This is a genomic window from Streptomyces showdoensis, from assembly GCF_039535475.1.
GTDB classification, from domain to species: Bacteria; Actinomycetota; Actinomycetes; order Streptomycetales; family Streptomycetaceae; genus Streptomyces; species Streptomyces showdoensis.
Genome location: NZ_BAAAXG010000026.1, coordinates 697,229 through 713,679, shown reverse-complemented (window position 1 = coordinate 713,679; position 16,451 = coordinate 697,229). Strand labels below are relative to the sequence as shown.

Here is a 16,451-nt window from a genome sequence, read left to right as displayed (position 1 = left end):
TTGTCGGTTCGCTCGCGCGGGGTCCATAGGTGTGATCAAACAGGCACGGACGGACTATCAGCGGAGCCCGAATCGCCGCATTTCGGGTGCTTGTGGAGGAGTCCCGCGGGAATCGCGGACGAACTCAGCCTCCTGCGACCGAACGGGTGAGCCGGGTCCGGGCGAGCCGGCGCAGTTCCTCGGCGGCGACGGCCCGCTCCTCCTCCCTTTCGTTGCCGAGACGTGACCGGATGCCGAAGAGGACCCGGTCCAGCCGCTCGCCCGCCGGGACCCCGTCCAGGCTGATCACGAAGGCGTGTCCGAAGCCGCTCTCGTACGCGGCGTGCGCGGCCCGCAGCGCCGTCCGCGCGGCCGGCGGGGCGTCCGGGTGCGGCAGCGCCGCGGTCTCGCGGGAGAGCGCCTCGTCCAGATCGGCCCCCGACAGGTCGTACCCTGCCTCGTCGGCCGCCGCGAGCAGCGCGTCGAGGGTCGGGTACGGGCGGTGTGCCGCCACCCGTTCGGCCCAGCGCCGGCTGCCGCAGCAGCGCAGCAGCAGGGACTCGGCGAGGGCGTGCGGGGCCGCGTTGAAACCGGCGAGGCCCTTGGGGTGCCAGTGGCGCGCCGCCTGGGCAGGCATGGCGGGGGAGTCCGGGGTCCGGGAGGGTGCGCGAGTGTCGCCGGTGCTGGTGCTGGTCAGCGGTGACTCCGGGAGGGACGCAGGGGTGCCAGGGCAAGCTGTGGGGTGGATGTGACGCCACGCTATCGGCGGGACGGGGGAAGTGTCCGACGGATGCGCGAATTTCACCTGGACGAGTGGTTTCGGTCGAGGCGTCGACAGAAGGCCCGGGATGCCGTGAATCGCGCGGTGAGAGAGGATTCCGAGTGATGCGGTACTCCATACGAGGGCCCCTCCGGGGCCCCGCACTCGTGGCGGCCGCGGTGGCACTGGCCACCGTGGCGGCCTGCTCGACCGGTTCCGGCGACGGCCCGCCCGCCGCCTCCGGCACGGGCACCACGGCCACCGCCCCCGGCACGGCCACGACGCCGCCGCCGAGCCCGACGCCCACCCGGACCTACCCGCTCTCCACGGCCCCGCGGACGATCCCGGCCGTCGGCTCCCACCGGGCGGCCCGCGGCCCCGGCTGGAAGCCGGGACCGGACACCGGGGTCGTGGTCGCCGCGAAGGACGAGGCCGCCCTCGCCGACGAGGCCCGGCTGATCGCGGGCGAGCTGCGCGTCCCGTACCGCGGCACCGCCGCCGCCCGGCCCGGCGACGTCTCCCTCGCCCTCGGCGGCCAGGGCTCCGCCGAGTCGTACACCCTCGCCGTCCAGGGCGGCGGGGTCCGGATCACCGGCCCCGGCCAGGCCGGCGTCTTCTACGGGACCCGCACCCTCAAGCAGTCCGTCAGGTCCACCGGGGCGATACCCGAGGGCGTGGTCGAGGACGCCCCGGCCAAGCCCCAGCGCGGGCTGATGGTCGACATCGCCCGCAAGTACTTCGACGCGGCCTGGATCGAGGCCCGGGTCCGCGAGATGGCCGACCTCAAGCTCAACCAGCTCGGTCTGCACTTCTCCGACGACCAGGGCTTCCGCATCGCCTCCGACAGTCACCCCGAGGTGGTCTCCGCCCGGCACCTGAGCAAGGCCGAGGTCCGGCGGATCGTGGACCTGGCGGCGAGCCTGCACATCACCGTGGTCCCCGAGATCGACTCGCCCGGACACCTGGGCGCGGTCATCGCCGCCCACCCGGAACTCCAGCTCGTCAGCGCCACCGGCCGCACCCCGCGCGGCGCCGTCGACATCTCCAAGCCGGCCTCCGCGCGGATCGTCGACGAGCTGCTCCGCGAGTACACCGGCCTCTTCCCCGGCGCCTACTGGCACCTGGGCGGCGACGAGTACGTGGCCCTGATGGCGAGGAACCCCGAGGCGACCTACCCCCAGCTCGCCCGCGCGGCCACCGCGAGGTACGGCGCCTCGGGCCGGGTCCAGGACCTCGCCACCGGCTGGCTGAACGACCGCGCGGCGGTGGTCCGGCCGACCGGCAAGGCCCTGCGCGCCTGGAACGACGGCTTCTACCCGGGCGGGGTGGCCGTCGCGGCCCAGGACCTCCAGGTCGCCTACTGGACCGGCAAGGAGATCGGCGCCCGGCCGCCCGTCGCGTACCTGAGCGCGGGCCGCAAGGTGCTCAACTACAACGACGAGTACCTCTACTACGTGCTCGGCCAGCCCAACGACTTCGCGTACCCCACCGGCCGGCGCATCTACGAGCAGTGGACCCCCCTGGTTCTGCGCGGCACCACGCCCGTGCCCGCCCGCTACGACCCGCAGATCCTCGGCGGCAGCTTCGCGGTCTGGTGCGACCTGGCGGGCGCGCAGACGCAGGCGCAGGTGGCCGACGGCATCCGGATGCCGCTGACGGCGACGGCGCAGAAGCTGTGGGACGCCCGGAGACCGGCCCTGACCTGGGACCGCTTCAAGGCGCTCGCCGGACAGGTGCGCTGAGGTACTCAGGCCCGACTGAGTGCTTTCCCCGTGGACGCCGGTCTTCCGCGTCACGTACGGTCCTCCCCGCTGCGGCCGTCCGGCCGCGTCGGCGCCTCGGGGAGGGGCGCCGTACTCCCTGGGGGGATCCGCCCGACCATGCTCCGCAATCCCAACGGCCTGTCCTACGCCGTCGTGTCCCTGCTCGGCGCCACCGCGGCGGCCGACGTCGTCAGCCTGATCGCCACCTCCGGCGTCCGCTCCGAGCTCACCGGCCCGCTGGCGGACCACCCCGACCCGGAGGGGTACGCGGGCACCCTGGCCTCGACCGTGGCCTGGTCGGCGCAGGGCCTGCTGCTGCTCGCGACCGCGGTGCTCTTCATCGTCTGGATGTTCCGGCTGCGCGGCAACGCCGACGTCTGGGCGCCGGACCTCCAGCGCCGGGCGAAGGGCTGGATGATCGCGGGCTGGGTCGTCCCGATCGTCGCGTTCTGGTTCCCGCGCGGGCAGATCGTGGACATCTGGCGGGCGAGCCGCCCCGAGCCGTACGGGCCCGACCGCGGGGGCGAGTTCGTCCTGGTCAACTGCTGGTGGCTGTTCTTCCTCGTCTCCCGGATCACCGGCGAGGTCGGCAGCCGGGTCTTCGACCGTGCCATGACCGTGGACGAGCTCGTCGCCGGCACCCAGTGGATGCTCGCGGCCGACGCCCTCGACGTCCTCGCGGCCGTCCTGGCGATCCTGCTCGTCCGGCGTCTGACCTCTATGCAGCACCTGAAGGCGACTGGCATGATTCCGGCCGCGTAGTGACGGAAACACGCCGCGCGACGCAGTAGTGGAAGTACTGCGTCCGCATCGGGTGGCGAGGAGGCGTCCATGACGTCGGCGACGAGCACGAGCCTGCTGGAACTGATCGACCGGGCCGACGAGCGGGGCCTGGCCGCCGCCGGGCTCGCCTGCCTGGACCGCTGCCTGCCGCTGCTCGCCCCCGAGGGCGCCGAGGTGCTGCGGCCCGTGTGGGCCGCGGTCGCGCGCGGCGACGGCGGGGTCTGGGGCGAGGCGGTCGGCAAGGCGCGGGCCGAGCTGGACGGCGCGGGCGGCGGCGCGGACGAGGCCGCCGGGCTCGTCCGGGGGATGCTCGACGGCCTTCCCGCCGAGTGGGCGGAGGGCCCGCTGCGGGAGTGGGCCGGGCGCTGCTCGGTGATCGCCCTGGCCGTGCACCGCCTGCACGACGCGAACGACGACGGCCCGCTCCAGGCGGGCGAACTCCGACGCCAGCAGGCCGTCCTCGAATCCGCCGCCCACGGCCCGACGGGGCTGCGCCGGGCGCGCGAGCTGTCGACCGAGGGCGGCCGGGTGCTCCGCGCGGTGGTCTCGCGCCGGGCGCGTACCGCCTGACGAAGCCGACCGAGAGGGCGGCCGGGACCCCCCCGTGGTCCCGGCCGCCCTCTCCGTGCGTCAGGCCTCCGGCTCCGGCTCCTGGATCTGCAGCGACGCGAGGGCCTCGGCGATCTGCCGCTCGGCCACCGCCTTGTGGAGGCCGAGGCCGGCGAGCGGGCCCTTGCCGTCCTCGAACTCCATGAGGGCCAGCAGGATGTGCTCGGTGCCGACGTAGGTGTGGCCCAGCCGCAGGGCTTCCCGGAAGGTGAGCTCCAGGACCTTCTTGGCGTCCGCGTCGAAGGGGATGAGCGCGGGCACCTCCTCCGCCGCCGGCGGCAGCGCCGGGGTGAGGGCCTCGCGGAGCGCGTCGAGGGTGACGCCCTGGCGGGTGATCCAGACGGCGGCGATGCCCTGGGGCTCGGCGAGCAGGCCGAGCGCGAGGTGGACGGGGGCCGTCCTGTCGTTGCGGGCGGCGGCGGCCTCGTTCTGCGCGGCCACCACGACGTTCCGGGCCCGGGGGGTGAACCGGCTGAAGCCGGCGTTCGGGTCGAGGGCGGCCGCGTCGCCGTCCTTGTCCCCCTTCGGTACGAAGCGCTTCTGGGCGGCCTGCCGGGTGACGCCCATGCTCCGGCCGATGTCGGTCCAGGAGGCGCCGGCGCGCCGGGCCTGGTCCACGAAGTGGCCGATCAGGTGGTCGGCGACCTCGCCGAGGTGGTCCGCCGCGATGACCGCGCCGGAGAGCTGGTCGAGGGCGTCCGGGTGGGACTTCTTGATCGCGTCGATCAGGTCGTCGAGTCGCACGGGGTTGCTCACGCCGAGTGGATTCGTCATGAGTGCAACCCTAGGTTGACAGTCTCTCGGTGTCAACGGCCGGTTGACAGTTGAGGGGGGAGGGCGGGCGAAAGGAAAAGGGCGCCCCGAAGAGGCGCCCGAAAAGGAAGACGACCGGGGCCGCCACCCCCCACAGGAGAGGCCCCGGTCGTCGTCCGCGGAGCCGCAGCACGGCCCCGTACTCCTAACAGCGCCGGGTCCGCGATTTGTGTCACACCCCCGCCGCGCACTCCCCGCGACTCCGCCGCATCCCGGTCACACCCCGCCGTCCCCGACAGAAGTTGCACGTTGTACAAAGAGCGGACCCGCGTGGACGCGGCGCCCGAAAAGGACGTAGCGTTCTGCTGCGCCCAGGGCGGCGTGGCGGTGCCGACCAGCCGCGATGGCGCGACGACGAACAGGTGTGGGGAGTGCTGGGGGACGACGCGGAGCTGACCGCCGCAGTGCTCGCCGCGCAGAACGGCGACGAGGACGCCTTCCGCACCGTCTACCGCGCGGTGCAGCCCCGGCTCCTCGGCTACATACGCACCCTGGTCGGCGAGGCCGACGCGGAGGACGTCGCCTCCGAGAGCTGGCTCCAGATAGCCCGCGACCTCGACCGCTTCGACGGCGACGCCGACCGCTTCCGCGGCTGGGCCGCCCGCATCGCCCGCAACCGCGCCCTCGACCACATCCGGATGCGCGGCCGCCGCCCCGCGGTCGGCGGCGACGAGACCGAACTGACCGACAAGCCCGCCGACTCCGACACCGCCGGCGAGGCACTGGAAGCCCTGGCCACCGGCCGCACCATGCACCTCATCGCCCAGCTTCCGCAGGACCAGGCCGAGGCCGTCGTCCTGCGGGTCGTCGTCGGCCTGGACGCCAAGAGCGCCGCCGACACCCTCGGCAAGCGCCCCGGCGCCGTCCGCACCGCCGCGCACCGCGGCCTCAAGAAACTCGCCGAACTCCTCGGCGCGGCCGGCGCCACGGGCCCCGAGGACCCCGAGGCCGACCCCGCCGCCCCGCTGGACGGCGTCCCTCCGCAGCGCGGCCGGCGCCCGGGGGCCACCGCCCCCGGCGGTGTGACGCAATCGCGCGCGCGGACGCAGAAGGACATGTGATGGCCGACGAGCGGTACCAGTGGCTCGACCAGGAGGCCGCGGAGCGGTTGCTGCGCGGCGAGCCGGTCGACCCCGTCGGCCTCCCCGACGAGGCGTCCCGCGCGCAGGCGGAACTCCTCGCGCGCACCCTCGGCGCGGCCCGCACCCCCGCCGCCGCCCTCGGCCCGGACGGCGAACTCCCCGGCGAGGCCGCGGCCCTGGCCGCCTTCCGCAAGGTCTCCGCCGAGCGTGCCGCCGAAGCCGCCGCGGCCGCGTACGCGGTGTCCGCCGCGCCCGCCGCCACGCCTCCCGCCGCGCCCGAACTCGGCACCGTACGGATCGCACCCGCCCCCGCGGGCCACCGCTGGGGCCGCTCCCTGCGCTACGGCCTGGCCGCCGCGCTCGCCGCCGTCACCGTCGGCGGGGTCGCCGTCGCCGCCGGTACGGGCATGCTGCCGCTCACCCGGGAGCCCGCGCCCCGCTCCGTCACCGCCGCCGGCACCCCCGACGGCTCCGGCTCCAGCGGGCCCGCCGTCCTCGGATCGCCGAGCGGCGGCACGGGCCCGGCGATCCCGTCCGTGCCCCTGGACCGCGAGAGCGGCACCCCCACCCCCGGCACCAGCGGCGGCCCGCCGACCGCCACCGGCGGAACCGGCGGCCACGACGGCACCGGCGCGTCGCCGACCCCGGGCGAGTCGGGCAAGACCGGGGGCGAGGACGCCGAGCGCAGGAAGACGCTGAAGGCCTGCCGCGAGTACCAGGACGGCACGCTGGCCGACAGCGGCCGGCAGCGGCTCCTCGGCGCGCTCAGGAACGGCGAGACCGTCAAGCGCTACTGCACCCGCGTCCTCTCCGGCACTCCCGGCACCGGCTCGACCGCCACCGGCCGCACCCCCTCGGGCGACGGCAAGGGCAACGGCGGCTCCAACGGCGGCTCCGGCTCGGGCGGCTCGGGCGGCTCCGACGACGACAAGGGCGACCGAGGCGGCGACAAGCACCACCCCGACGCGCCAGGGAAGCCCGGCGCGAAGCCCGGCAAGGGCGACGACAAAGGTGGCGGAAAGGGTCACGAGAAGCCCGGCCGGGACCGGTCTCCCACCCAGGTGTGACACTTTTCGACCCGCCGGCGCTGTACTGAATGAGCCGACTGGTCATCGGCGAGCGCAACGAGCCGGGGTTCCCCCCGTACCTTCGGCTCAGCGCAACGGCGCGGGTGGGACACGTTCCCCCGGTCCCACCCGCGCCACTTCTTCCCTCAGGTCACACGGGCCGCGCGGCCCGCACCGCTACCAGTGCACGACGACCTTGTCGCCCACCTGCACCTGGTCGAACAGATCCGACAGCTTCGACTTGTCCCGGACGTTCACGCAGCCGTGCGAGGCCCCCGCGTAGCCGCGCGCCGCGAAGTCCGCCGAGTAGTGCACCGCCTGGCCCCGGCTGAAGAACATCGCGTACGGCATGGGCGTGTGGTAGATCGTCGACGTCCACTTCCGCGCCTTCCACTCGACCTTGAACAGGCCCTCGCGGGTCGGCGTGTTCTCCGAGCCGAAGCGCACGTCCATCGACGAGACCACCTTGCCGTCGATCATCCAGGCCAGCGTCCGGCTCTCCTTGCTGATGCACAGCACCCGCCCGGTCATGCAGCGCGGGTCCGGGGTGTCCAGCTTGTTGGTGGTGGACGGCTTCAGCTCGTCGGCGGTCGGCCGGTGCGTCATGGCGACCAGCTTCTGCCAGGTCACCTCGTCGACCGAGCCCGTCTCCGGCAGCTCCCGCTTCTTCTGGAAGGACTTCACCGCGCCCGCGGTCATCGTCCCGTAGAAGCCGGTGGGCGCCCGGTCGAAGTAGCCGACCTGCCGCAGCCGCGCCTGCAGCTCGCGCACCTGCTCGGTCTCGTCGCCGTCGCCCATCAGCGCCTTGGGCGCCGTCGTCCCGTCGGACGCGGAGGGCGCGGCCGAGGACGGCTTGTCGTCCGAGCCCGGGGTCGCCGGGGGAGTGCCCGTGGTCGCGGCGGGCGGCGCCGTCGTCGCGCTCCCGCCCCCGCCCGTACCGCCGGAACCCACGGCCTGCGGCCCGCAGCCGGCGACCAGGGCGATGGCCGCCGCGCCCAGGACCACTCTGCGTATGACGGACGATCGCTTCATGAAATGCCCCCCGAAATTGCGTGTGTACCCAAGGGATGTTTCCCGGCCGCGCGCGGTTGCGCACGTGACCGAATCGAGACGGGCATGCTGGGAGCGAGGTCCCAGCGGACTGCTCTCCTCCCCGCCGCACGGCCGGGGCCGCAGTCCGTCGCGTCGGGGCCGTACCGCCGAGTAACAGGCTGATCGGGAGGCACAACACATGGCGCGCGAGTCGGAGTCGGGGCTGCCCATCGAACCGGTCTACGGACCGGAGGCCCTGGACGGATGGGACCCCGCCGAGAAGCTGGGCGAGCCGGGGGCCTACCCCTTCACCCGCGGTGTCTACCCCTCGATGTACACCGGGCGGCCCTGGACCATGCGCCAGTACGCCGGCTTCGGCACCGCCGTCGAGTCCAACGCCCGCTACCAGCAGCTCATCGCCAACGGCACCACCGGCCTGTCCGTCGCCTTCGACCTGCCCACCCAGATGGGCCACGACTCCGACGCGCCCCTCGCGCACGGCGAGGTCGGCAAGGTCGGCGTCGCCATCGACTCGATCGACGACATGCGGGTCCTCTTCGACGGCATCCCGCTCGACAAGGTCTCCACGTCGATGACGATCAACGCCCCCGCCGCCCTGCTGCTCCTGCTCTACCAGCTCGTCGGCGAGGAGCAGGGCGTCCCGGCCGACCGGCTCACCGGCACCATCCAGAACGACGTGCTCAAGGAGTACATCGCCCGCGGCACGTACATCTTCCCGCCCAAGCCCTCGCTGCGGCTGATCGCGGACATCTTCCAGTACTGCAGGGCCGAGATCCCGAAGTGGAACACCATCTCGATCTCCGGCTACCACATGGCCGAGGCCGGTGCCTCGCCCGCGCAGGAGATCGCGTTCACGCTCGCCGACGGCATCGAGTACGTCCGCACCGCCGTCGCCGCCGGCATGGACGTGGACGACTTCGCGCCCCGGCTCTCCTTCTTCTTCGTCGCCCGCACGACGATCCTGGAGGAGGTCGCCAAGTTCCGCGCCGCCCGCCGGATCTGGGCCCGGGTGATGAAGGAGGAGTTCGGCGCGGAGAACCCCAAGTCGCTGATGCTCCGCTTCCACACCCAGACCGCGGGCGTCCAGCTGACCGCGCAGCAGCCCGAGGTCAACCTGGTCCGGGTCGCCGTCCAGGGCCTGGCCGCCGTCCTCGGCGGCACCCAGTCCCTCCACACCAACTCCTTCGACGAGGCCATCGCCCTGCCGACCGACAAGTCGGCCCGCCTGGCCCTGCGCACCCAGCAGGTCCTCGCGTACGAGACCGACGTCACCGCCACCGTCGACCCCTTCGCCGGCTCCTATGTCGTCGAGCGGATGACGGACGACGTCGAGGCCGCGGCCCTGGAGCTGATGGCGAAGGTGGAGGACCTCGGCGGTGCGGTCGACGCGATCGAACGCGGCTTCCAGAAGGCCGAGATCGAGCGCTCCGCGTACCGGATCGCGCAGGAGACCGACTCCGGTGAGCGGGTCGTCGTCGGCGTCAACCGCTACACCGTGGACGTCGAGGAGCCCTACGAGCCGCTGCGGGTCGACCCGGCGATCGAGGCCCAGCAGGCCGCCCGCCTCGCCCGGCTCCGCGCCGAACGCGACCAGGCGGCCGTGGACGCGGCCCTGACCGGGCTGCGGAAGGCCGCGGAGGGGACGGACAACGTCCTCTACCCGATGAAGACCGCCCTGAAGGCACGGGCGACGGTCGGCGAGGTCTGCGACGCGCTGCGCGCGGTCTGGGGGACGTACGTCCCGACCGACGCGTTCTAGCGGCGGGCGGGGGCCCGCCGGCCGGGGCGGACCCCCGCCGACGGGCCCCGCAACGGCCTGCCGCTCACGGCGGCCCCGGTGTCCTGCCGGCGGCCGGGGCGGGAGACGGCCGCGGACCTGCCGCGATCCGGCGAAGGGAAGGGTTCCGCAGAGTGAAACCCACAAGCGGAATGTCGTACTCACATGCGACACTCCGCCTCATGCTGGGTGTCACCGATCTGCCGACCTATCTCGCGGGGCTCGTCCTCATCATCCTCCTGCCGGGGCCGAACTCGCTGTACGTGCTGTCCGTCGCCGCCCGCAAGGGCACCCGGACCGGCTACCGGGCCGCCGCCGGCGTCTTCACCGGCGACGCGGTCCTGATGACCCTGGCCGCCCTCGGCGCGGCCTCGCTCCTCCAGACCACGCCGCTGCTCTTCATGATCGTGAAGTACGCGGGCGCCGGCTACCTGGCGTGGATGGCGTACGGGATGCTGCGCTCCGCCCTCGCGATGTGGCGCGCCCGGCACGAGACCGCCGTCGAGGCCGCGGCGGAGCCGGACGCGGGTCCGTCGGAGCACCCGTACCGGAGGGCGCTGGTCATCAGCCTCCTCAACCCCAAGGCGATCCTCTTCCTGATCTCCTTCTTCGTGCAGTTCGTCGACCCGGGCTACGCCTACCCGGCCCTGTCCTTCCTGGTCCTGGGCACCCTGCTGCAGATCGGCAGCTTCCTCTACCTGACCACCCTCATATTCGGCGGCACCCGCCTGGCCGCCGCCTTCCGCCGCCGCAAGCGCCTCTCGGCCGGCGCCACGACCGCCGCGGGCGCCCTGTTCCTCGGCTTCGCGGTGAAGCTCTCGACGGCCGGGGCCTGACCGCCGCTTGACCCTCACACCGTGTGAGGCCGTTCCGTAGGGGGCGTCATGTTCACCATCGGAGACTTCGCCCGGCACGGGCGGGTGTCGGTCCGGATGCTGCGCCACTACGACGCGATCGGACTGCTGCGCCCGGCCCGGGTCGACCCGCACAGCGGCTACCGCTTCTACGAGGCGGGGCAGCTCGCGCGGCTCAACCGTGTCATCGCGCTCAAGGACCTCGGCTTCACGCTCGACCAGGTGCAGTCGATCCTCGACGAGCAGGTGGGCGCGGAGGAGCTGCGCGGGATGCTGCGGTTGCGGCAGGCCGAGCTGGAGGCGGCCCTCGAAGCGTCGAGGGCCCGGCTCGCCCAGGTCGGTGCGCGGCTCCGAGCCATCGAGAGCGAGGGACGCATGTCCACGCAGGACGTCGTCGTCAAGAAGGTCCCCGCCGTGCGGATCGCGGAGCTGAGCGGGATCGCCGCGAGCTTCGGGCCGGAGCACATCACGCCCGTCATCGGGCCGCTGTACGAGGAGCTGTGCGGCCGGCTGGAGGGGGCCGGGGTCACCGGTTTCGGGCCGGGCATCGCGTACTACGAGGACGCCGGGCGGGGGGACGGCTCGGTCGTGGTGCACGCCGGGATGACGGTGCCCGAGGGCACCGCCGTCGAGGGCCTGGAGGTGCTGGTGCTGCCCGGCATCGAGGAGGCGGCGACGGTCGTGCACCGGGGGCCGATGGAGACCCTGCTGCCGACCGTCCAGACCCTCGCCACCTGGATCGACACCAACGGCTACGCCTCCACCGGCTACGCCCGGGAGCTGTATCTGGAGTGCCCGGAGGACCGGACCAAGTGGGTGACCGAGTTCCAGGAGCCGGTCGCCCGGGTCTGAGCGGCTAACTCCCCAGGGCCCGTCGCTTGAGCTTGAGGGCGCGGCGGGCCAGGCGGCGGATCTTCGGGTGGCGGGGGACCGGGAGGCCGCCGGGGAGGCCCAGGGAGGTGAGGCGGCGGCGGGTGAAGTGGTGCCGGGTGCGGGCCGCGAGCGGCCCGGACAGGTGCCGCACTGCCGTCTCCCGCAGGTCCGGCCGGACCTTCGGCTGCATCGCGAAGCCGATCGCGGCGACCAGGCCGGCCAGCTCCTCCGTCCTCAGGGGGGCGGTCGCCTCCCCGTCCTCCAGGGCGGGGACGAGCGCGTCGACCAGGGCCAGCGGGATCCGGTTGCTGTTCTGGTACGGGGTGAGCCCGGCCAGCAGGGAGCGGGTGCCGACCCGGGCGGTGCCGATCCCGTAGAAGGCGCTCGCGGTGAGCAGCGCCGTGGAGAAGCAGCCCACCACGAGCGCGGGCCGCAGCTCGCGGTAGAGCACCTCGGCGAGCACCGGCCGGTCCAGGACGGTCAGCTCGGCGCCGAGCGCCTCCGCCTCCCGGACCAGGGCCCGCGACCAGGCGTCGGGGGCCGTCGGGTGCGGTTTGAAGACGAGCCGGCGGTGGCCGCGGGCGACGGCGCCGCGCACCATCCGCAGGTGCAGCTCGCCCTCCTCGGCGGGGGTGAGCAGCGCGAGCGCCGACAGGTACTGGCCCAGCAGCAGCGCGGGGCCCTCCTGGCCGGCGGCGGGTCCGGCCAGTTCCTCGACGACCTTGGTGAAGGCCTCGGTCGGCACGGTCTCGGCGACGGCGCCGAACTCGGCGAGCAGCAGCGGGTCGAGGCCGGGCACCAGGTCGAGGTGGAGCAGCCGGCGCACCCGCTCGCCGACCAGCGGGTCGATCTTGTTGCGGGTCGGGCCGTAGCTCATCAGCCCGTCCGCGTACACGTCGACGGGGGCGTCCGGGAAGAGCTGGGCGATGGTCAGCGCGGGTGCCACCTGGAGTGATTCCACGGTGAGTTCGACCCGGTCGGTGCCGAGTCCCCACAGCAGCCGCAGGTGGCGCTGGAGCATCGGCAGGTCGTCGGGGCGGGGGGTCCAGCCGCCGGGGTGCAGCGGCTCGATCGTCGCGTTCCAGTCGAGGACGCCGTCGAAGCGGCCGCGCAGTCGCTCGAAGCCGGGCATCCGGTCGAGCGGGGTGGCGGTCTCCGGGACGGCGGCGTTGGTGGAGACGAGCAGCAGGCGCCGGTCGGCGGGGCGGAAGCAGCCGCTGTCCAGGGCGGCGGCGAGGGTGGCGGCGCCGTAGAGGGTGGAGGCGTAGAAGATCTGGGTGGTGGTGCTCACGCGGCGCCCGCCTTCCGGACGGTGGAGGTCGAGGGAGCGGGGGCCGGGGCGGGCCGGCGGCGCTTCAGGCGGCGCAGGGCGCCGGCCCGCTCGTCGCCCATCGCGGTGAGTGCCTCGCCGAGGACGTCCTGCGGCATCCGGCGCAGCGCCCCCGCACTCATCGCCCGCAATTTCCGCGCCACTTCGGGTTCGAATTTGGCCATGTTCCCGATGTGGTGGGAAATCACCGCGCAATAGGTGCGGACGGCCTTCGGGAGAAGTCGGTCCGCGTCCGGATCGCTCATTGTTTCTTCGATCACCTGGTCGAATGCGCGAATGAAATCGAGCTGCCGTACGTCGCCGATCTGCGTGAGCGAGGTGGCCACCCCGCGCCGGTAGAAGATTCCCAGCTCACCGGTGACGGCGAAGGATTCCGCCTCCCGGTGCAGCCGCCAGATCCACGGCCGGTCCTCGGCCGTCCGCAGCCCGTGCGGGAAGTGCAGCAGCCCCCGGTCGAGCAGCCGCCGGTGGTAGAGCCCGGCCCAGGCGTACGGGTAGTCCACCGAGGTCGTCCGGTCGGCCGGCAGGATCGCGTCGCGCGGCCGCAGCACCTCGCCGCGCCGCCCCACCGGCACCCGCCGGACCGACCGGCTGCGCCCGGTCACCCGGACGTGATCGGTGCGCAGGAAGTCGCAGCCGAGCCCGTCGAGGGCGGCGACCAGCCGCTCGTAACAGCCGGGCGCCAGCCAGTCGTCCCCGTCCAGGAAGGCCAGGTACTCGCCGCGTGCGGCGTCGAGCCCGGTGTTCCGGGCGGTGGCGAGACCCTCGTTGCGCGCGTGCCGGATCAGCACCGCCCCCGGGATCTCGCGCTCGGCCCGCTCCAGGAGCTCCGCGGTCCCGTCGGTCGAACAGTCGTCGACCAGCAGGAATTCGAAGTCCTCGCGGGCGTTGGCGCGCAGGCTTCTGAGGGCGTCGGGGGCATATGTCTGCACGTTGTAGAACGGCACGACGACGGAGAGCTTGACCACGCGGCCGACGCTATGCGCCGCCCCGGCATTCGTCCTGACCGACAGAGGGATGCCCGGTGAACACAAAGCGGCGGGCCCCTTAACCACCCCGTACCCGAACCCCTTTCTGTCCGTTTCCCGCAATGCGTCATGGTGCTGTTAACCATTTGTTGCGGCCCAGTTGGGCCGCGAATCCCCCGGCCCTCCTAGCGTCCTCGACGTGCCATCACGTACCGATCGAGCGGCGCGCGTCGCCGTACTCGCCGACTCCGACACCCGGTGGAAATGGGGCGTGCTCACCGCCCGCAGAATCACCACCGAAAGCGCCGGGAGCGCCGGAAGCACCGGATCCGGAGGTCCCACCGGGTTCGTCCTGCGCGGCCGGGCCACCCCCACCGCGCGGCAGCTCGCCGAGACCGGGGTGTCGGACGTCCCGCCCCGCGAGGTGACGGGCGCGGAGTTCCTGCGGGAGGTACGCGACGGCGACTACGACGTGATCGTCCTCGCCCTCGTCGGCGGCACCGTCCGGGCCGTGCTCCAGGGCCTCGCCGAACTCGCGCAGGAACGGCGCCCGGTGATCGTCACCGGCTACGTCGGCGTCGTCTACGAGAAGCTCGCCGACGGACTGCTGCTGCGCCACGGCGCCGACGTCGTCCTCGCCAACTCCCGCCACGACGCCGAGCGTTTCCGCGCCGTCTACGAGGGCGTCGGCGCCGACGCGGAGTGCGTCGTCGAGGCCGCCCTGCCCTTCCTGGGCGGCGCCCCGCACACCCCCGAGCCCGGCCGCGACACGCTGGTCTTCGCGGCCCAGCCCTCCGTGCCCGCCACCAAGGCCGAACGCGCCTACGTGCTGCGCCGGCTCGTCGAGCACGCCCGGCTGCACCCGGACCGCGAGGTGCTGCTGAAGCTGCGCTCCAAGCCCGGCGAACACACCACGCACCTGGAGGAGTTCCCGTACCAGAAGCTGGTGCGCGAGCTGCCCGTGCCACCGAACTTCCGCCTCGTGTACGGGCACATGGGCGAGGTCCTGGACCGCACCGACCTGCTGGTCACCGTCTCCTCGACGGCCGCCCTGGAAGCCCTGCACCGGCGGATCCCCACCGCGGTCCTCACCGACCTCGGCGTGCGCGAGGCGCTCGGCAACCACCACTTCATCGGCTCCGGCCTGCTCACCTCCTTCGACCGCCTCGACGCGCGGTCCGTGCCGCGCCCCGACGAGGAGTGGCTGGCCCGCCAGGGCGTCGCCGCCGACCTGCCGTACGAGAAGGCCTTCGACGCCGCCCGCGAGCGGGTCGCCGAGCTGCTGGACGGGCCCCCGCCGCCGCCGATCGCCCCGTACTACACGCAGGGGACCGCCGGCGGCTACCTGCCGACCGTCCTCGCCCGCCACCGCCTCGACCTCACCGCGCCCGAGCCCCGCGAGAGCGGGGTGCGCCGGATCGTCCGCGAGGCGGCGCGCGGCGCCTACCGCCACGGCGTGCAGCGGGTGGCCCCCGTCATCCGCCGGCTGGGAGAGATCTGATGACACCGCCGACGCCGACCGTCCTCGCCGTGATCCCCGCCCGGGGCGGCTCCAAGGGCGTCCCCGGCAAGAACCTGGCCACCGTCGCCGGCCTGCCGCTGGTGGCCCGCGCCGTGCGGGCCTGTCTCGCCGCGCCCATCGTCACCGACGTCGTCGTCTCCACCGACGACCCGGACATCGCCGCGGCCGCCCGCTCCTTCGGCGCGGAGGCGGTGCGGCGCCCCGCCGCCCTCTCCGGCGACGCCGCCACCAGCGAGTCGGCCGTCCTGCACGCCATGGACGCCTTCGAGGCCACCACGGGCCGCCGCCCCGACGTGGTCCTGCTGGTCCAGTGCACCAGCCCCTTCCTCACCCCGGACGAGGTCGACGGCACGGCCGCCAGGATCACCTCGGGCGCGGCCGACACCGCCTTCACCGCCGCCCCCTCGCACGGCTTCCTGTGGCGGGACGCCCCCGAGGGCGCGACCGGCGCCACCGGCGTCAACCACGACAAGGCGCACCGCCCGCGCCGTCAGGACCGCGAGCCCGAGTACCTGGAGACCGGCGCCGTCTACGCCATGGCCGCCGAGGGCTTCCGCACCCACCGGCACCGCTTCTTCGGCCGCACCGCCCTCGTCGTCACCGACCCCGCCCGGGTCCTGGAGATCGACGACCCGCACGACCTCGCCCGGGCCCGCGCCCTCGCCCCGCTGCTCGACACGGCGGCCGCCCCCTCCCTCGACGACGTGGACGCGGTGGTCCTCGACTTCGACGGCACCCAGACCGACGACCGCGTCCACATCGACGCCGACGGGCGCGAGTTCGTCTCCGTCCACCGCGGCGACGGCCTCGGCATCGCCGCCCTGCGCCGGGCCGGCGTCCCGCTGCTGATCCTCTCCAGCGAGCAGAACCCCGTCGTCGCCGCCCGCGCCCGCAAGCTGCGCATCCCCGTGCTGCACGGCGTGGACCGCAAGGACCTCGCCCTCAAGCAGTGGTGCGACGAGCAGGGCGTCGACCCGCAGCGGGTGCTCTACGCCGGCAACGACGTCAACGACCTGCCCTGCTTCCACCTCGTCGGCTGGCCCGTCGCGGTGGGCAGCGCCCACGACTCCGTACGGGCCGCCGCCCGCGCGGTCACCGAGACCCCGGGCGGCTTCGGAGCGATCCGCGAGATCGCCGCCTGGCTCCTCGGACCCGAGCTCAGCCTCCCCGACACCCCTGTCACCCCCGCTCGCTGATCCTCCGATCCCCCCGGATCCA

Annotated in this window: 15 protein-coding genes; 10 read left to right on the top strand and 5 right to left on the bottom strand. The window is 73.8% G+C overall.

From position 1 onward, the window contains the following. Positions 1-124: 124 nt before the first annotated feature. Positions 125-616 (bottom strand): 2-oxo-4-hydroxy-4-carboxy-5-ureidoimidazoline decarboxylase, encoded by a 492-nt coding sequence (locus ABD981_RS15770; protein ID WP_046908504.1) that lies wholly within the window; start codon positions 614-616, stop codon positions 125-127. A 248-nt stretch (positions 617-864) separates the two neighbouring features. Between ABD981_RS15770 and ABD981_RS15765 the strand changes: the two genes are divergently transcribed. The 3 genes from ABD981_RS15765 (at position 865) to ABD981_RS15755 (ending at position 3,855) form a co-directional block, all read left to right on the top strand. Beyond that, positions 865-2,481 carry a beta-N-acetylhexosaminidase gene (locus tag ABD981_RS15765; RefSeq protein ID WP_046908503.1) on the top strand — a complete coding sequence of 539 codons (1,617 nt, stop codon included), beginning with the start codon at positions 865-867 and terminating at the stop codon, positions 2,479-2,481. A gap of 138 nt (positions 2,482-2,619) precedes the next feature. Further along, a complete protein-coding gene (locus ABD981_RS15760) occupies positions 2,620-3,264 on the top strand; it encodes a DUF4328 domain-containing protein (RefSeq protein WP_046908502.1) in 645 nt (214 codons plus the stop codon). A 69-nt stretch (positions 3,265-3,333) separates the two neighbouring features. Beyond that, positions 3,334-3,855, top strand: coding sequence for a hypothetical protein (locus ABD981_RS15755; protein WP_046908501.1), 522 nt, complete (start codon positions 3,334-3,336; stop codon positions 3,853-3,855). 60 nt (positions 3,856-3,915) lie between these two features. Here ABD981_RS15755 and ABD981_RS15750 read toward each other — a convergent pair whose 3' ends face one another. Then, positions 3,916-4,668 (bottom strand): Clp protease N-terminal domain-containing protein, encoded by a 753-nt coding sequence (locus ABD981_RS15750; protein ID WP_046908500.1) that lies wholly within the window; start codon positions 4,666-4,668, stop codon positions 3,916-3,918. A 410-nt stretch (positions 4,669-5,078) separates the two neighbouring features. Here ABD981_RS15750 and ABD981_RS15745 point away from each other — a divergent pair, with 410 nt between their 5' ends. Both ABD981_RS15745 and ABD981_RS15740 read left to right on the top strand, forming a co-directional pair. Next, positions 5,079-5,768 (top strand): RNA polymerase sigma factor, encoded by a 690-nt coding sequence (locus ABD981_RS15745; RefSeq protein WP_046908499.1) that lies wholly within the window; start codon positions 5,079-5,081, stop codon positions 5,766-5,768. Further along, complete coding sequence (locus ABD981_RS15740) at positions 5,768-6,856, top strand: hypothetical protein (RefSeq protein ID WP_123954580.1); 1,089 nt, start codon at positions 5,768-5,770, stop codon at positions 6,854-6,856. Before ABD981_RS15745 ends, ABD981_RS15740 begins: the two co-directional genes overlap by 1 nt. Before the next feature lie 177 nt (positions 6,857-7,033). Here ABD981_RS15740 and ABD981_RS15735 read toward each other — a convergent pair whose 3' ends face one another. After that, positions 7,034-7,888, bottom strand: coding sequence for a L,D-transpeptidase family protein (locus ABD981_RS15735; protein ID WP_046908498.1), 855 nt, complete (start codon positions 7,886-7,888; stop codon positions 7,034-7,036). Between the two features lie 199 nt (positions 7,889-8,087). Between ABD981_RS15735 and ABD981_RS15730 the strand changes: the two genes are divergently transcribed. From ABD981_RS15730 to ABD981_RS15720, 3 genes are all read left to right on the top strand, one after another. Beyond that, positions 8,088-9,668 (top strand): acyl-CoA mutase large subunit family protein, encoded by a 1,581-nt coding sequence (locus ABD981_RS15730; RefSeq protein ID WP_046908497.1) that lies wholly within the window; start codon positions 8,088-8,090, stop codon positions 9,666-9,668. Positions 9,669-9,868: 200 nt separating this feature from the next. After that, a complete protein-coding gene (gene leuE / locus ABD981_RS15725) occupies positions 9,869-10,522 on the top strand; it encodes a leucine efflux protein LeuE (RefSeq protein ID WP_046908496.1) in 654 nt (217 codons plus the stop codon). 48 nt (positions 10,523-10,570) lie between these two features. Beyond that, positions 10,571-11,392 (top strand): MerR family transcriptional regulator, encoded by an 822-nt coding sequence (locus ABD981_RS15720; protein WP_046908495.1) that lies wholly within the window; start codon positions 10,571-10,573, stop codon positions 11,390-11,392. 4 nt (positions 11,393-11,396) lie between these two features. Here ABD981_RS15720 and ABD981_RS15715 read toward each other — a convergent pair whose 3' ends face one another. Both ABD981_RS15715 and ABD981_RS15710 read right to left on the bottom strand, forming a co-directional pair. Beyond that, positions 11,397-12,704, bottom strand: coding sequence for an alpha-2,8-polysialyltransferase family protein (locus ABD981_RS15715; protein WP_046908494.1), 1,308 nt, complete (start codon positions 12,702-12,704; stop codon positions 11,397-11,399). Further along, entirely contained in the window at positions 12,701-13,711 is a 1,011-nt protein-coding gene (locus tag ABD981_RS15710; protein ID WP_046908493.1) for a glycosyltransferase family 2 protein, read from the bottom strand. The genes ABD981_RS15715 and ABD981_RS15710 overlap by 4 nt, the downstream gene beginning before the upstream one ends. 199 nt (positions 13,712-13,910) lie before the next feature. On the opposite strand from ABD981_RS15710, the gene ABD981_RS15705 reads away from it, so the two are divergent. Together ABD981_RS15705 and ABD981_RS15700 are read left to right on the top strand one after the other, a co-directional pair. After that, complete coding sequence (locus ABD981_RS15705) at positions 13,911-15,212, top strand: DUF6716 putative glycosyltransferase (RefSeq protein ID WP_046908492.1); 1,302 nt, start codon at positions 13,911-13,913, stop codon at positions 15,210-15,212. Further along, positions 15,212-16,429 carry an acylneuraminate cytidylyltransferase gene (locus ABD981_RS15700; protein WP_046908491.1) on the top strand — a complete coding sequence of 406 codons (1,218 nt, stop codon included), beginning with the start codon at positions 15,212-15,214 and terminating at the stop codon, positions 16,427-16,429. The genes ABD981_RS15705 and ABD981_RS15700 overlap by 1 nt, the downstream gene beginning before the upstream one ends. Positions 16,430-16,451: the final 22 nt, after the last annotated feature.

Bases quoted from the DNA above. Each gene is read 5' to 3' on its own strand.
- leuE (WP_046908496.1), top strand. From the start codon at position 9,869: ATGCTGGGTGTCACCGATCTGCCGACCTATCTCGCGGGGCTCGTCCTC.
- ABD981_RS15765 (WP_046908503.1), top strand. From the start codon at position 865: ATGCGGTACTCCATACGAGGGCCCCTCCGGGGCCCCGCACTCGTGGCG.
- ABD981_RS15755 (WP_046908501.1), top strand. From the start codon at position 3,334: ATGACGTCGGCGACGAGCACGAGCCTGCTGGAACTGATCGACCGGGCC.
- ABD981_RS15720 (WP_046908495.1), top strand. From the start codon at position 10,571: ATGTTCACCATCGGAGACTTCGCCCGGCACGGGCGGGTGTCGGTCCGG.
- ABD981_RS15700 (WP_046908491.1), top strand. From the start codon at position 15,212: ATGACACCGCCGACGCCGACCGTCCTCGCCGTGATCCCCGCCCGGGGC.
- ABD981_RS15740 (WP_123954580.1), top strand. From the start codon at position 5,768: ATGGCCGACGAGCGGTACCAGTGGCTCGACCAGGAGGCCGCGGAGCGG.
- ABD981_RS15750 (WP_046908500.1), bottom strand. From the start codon at position 4,668: ATGACGAATCCACTCGGCGTGAGCAACCCCGTGCGACTCGACGACCTG.
- ABD981_RS15760 (WP_046908502.1), top strand. From the start codon at position 2,620: ATGCTCCGCAATCCCAACGGCCTGTCCTACGCCGTCGTGTCCCTGCTC.
- ABD981_RS15730 (WP_046908497.1), top strand. From the start codon at position 8,088: ATGGCGCGCGAGTCGGAGTCGGGGCTGCCCATCGAACCGGTCTACGGA.
- ABD981_RS15735 (WP_046908498.1), bottom strand. From the start codon at position 7,888: ATGAAGCGATCGTCCGTCATACGCAGAGTGGTCCTGGGCGCGGCGGCC.
- ABD981_RS15770 (WP_046908504.1), bottom strand. From the start codon at position 616: ATGCCTGCCCAGGCGGCGCGCCACTGGCACCCCAAGGGCCTCGCCGGT.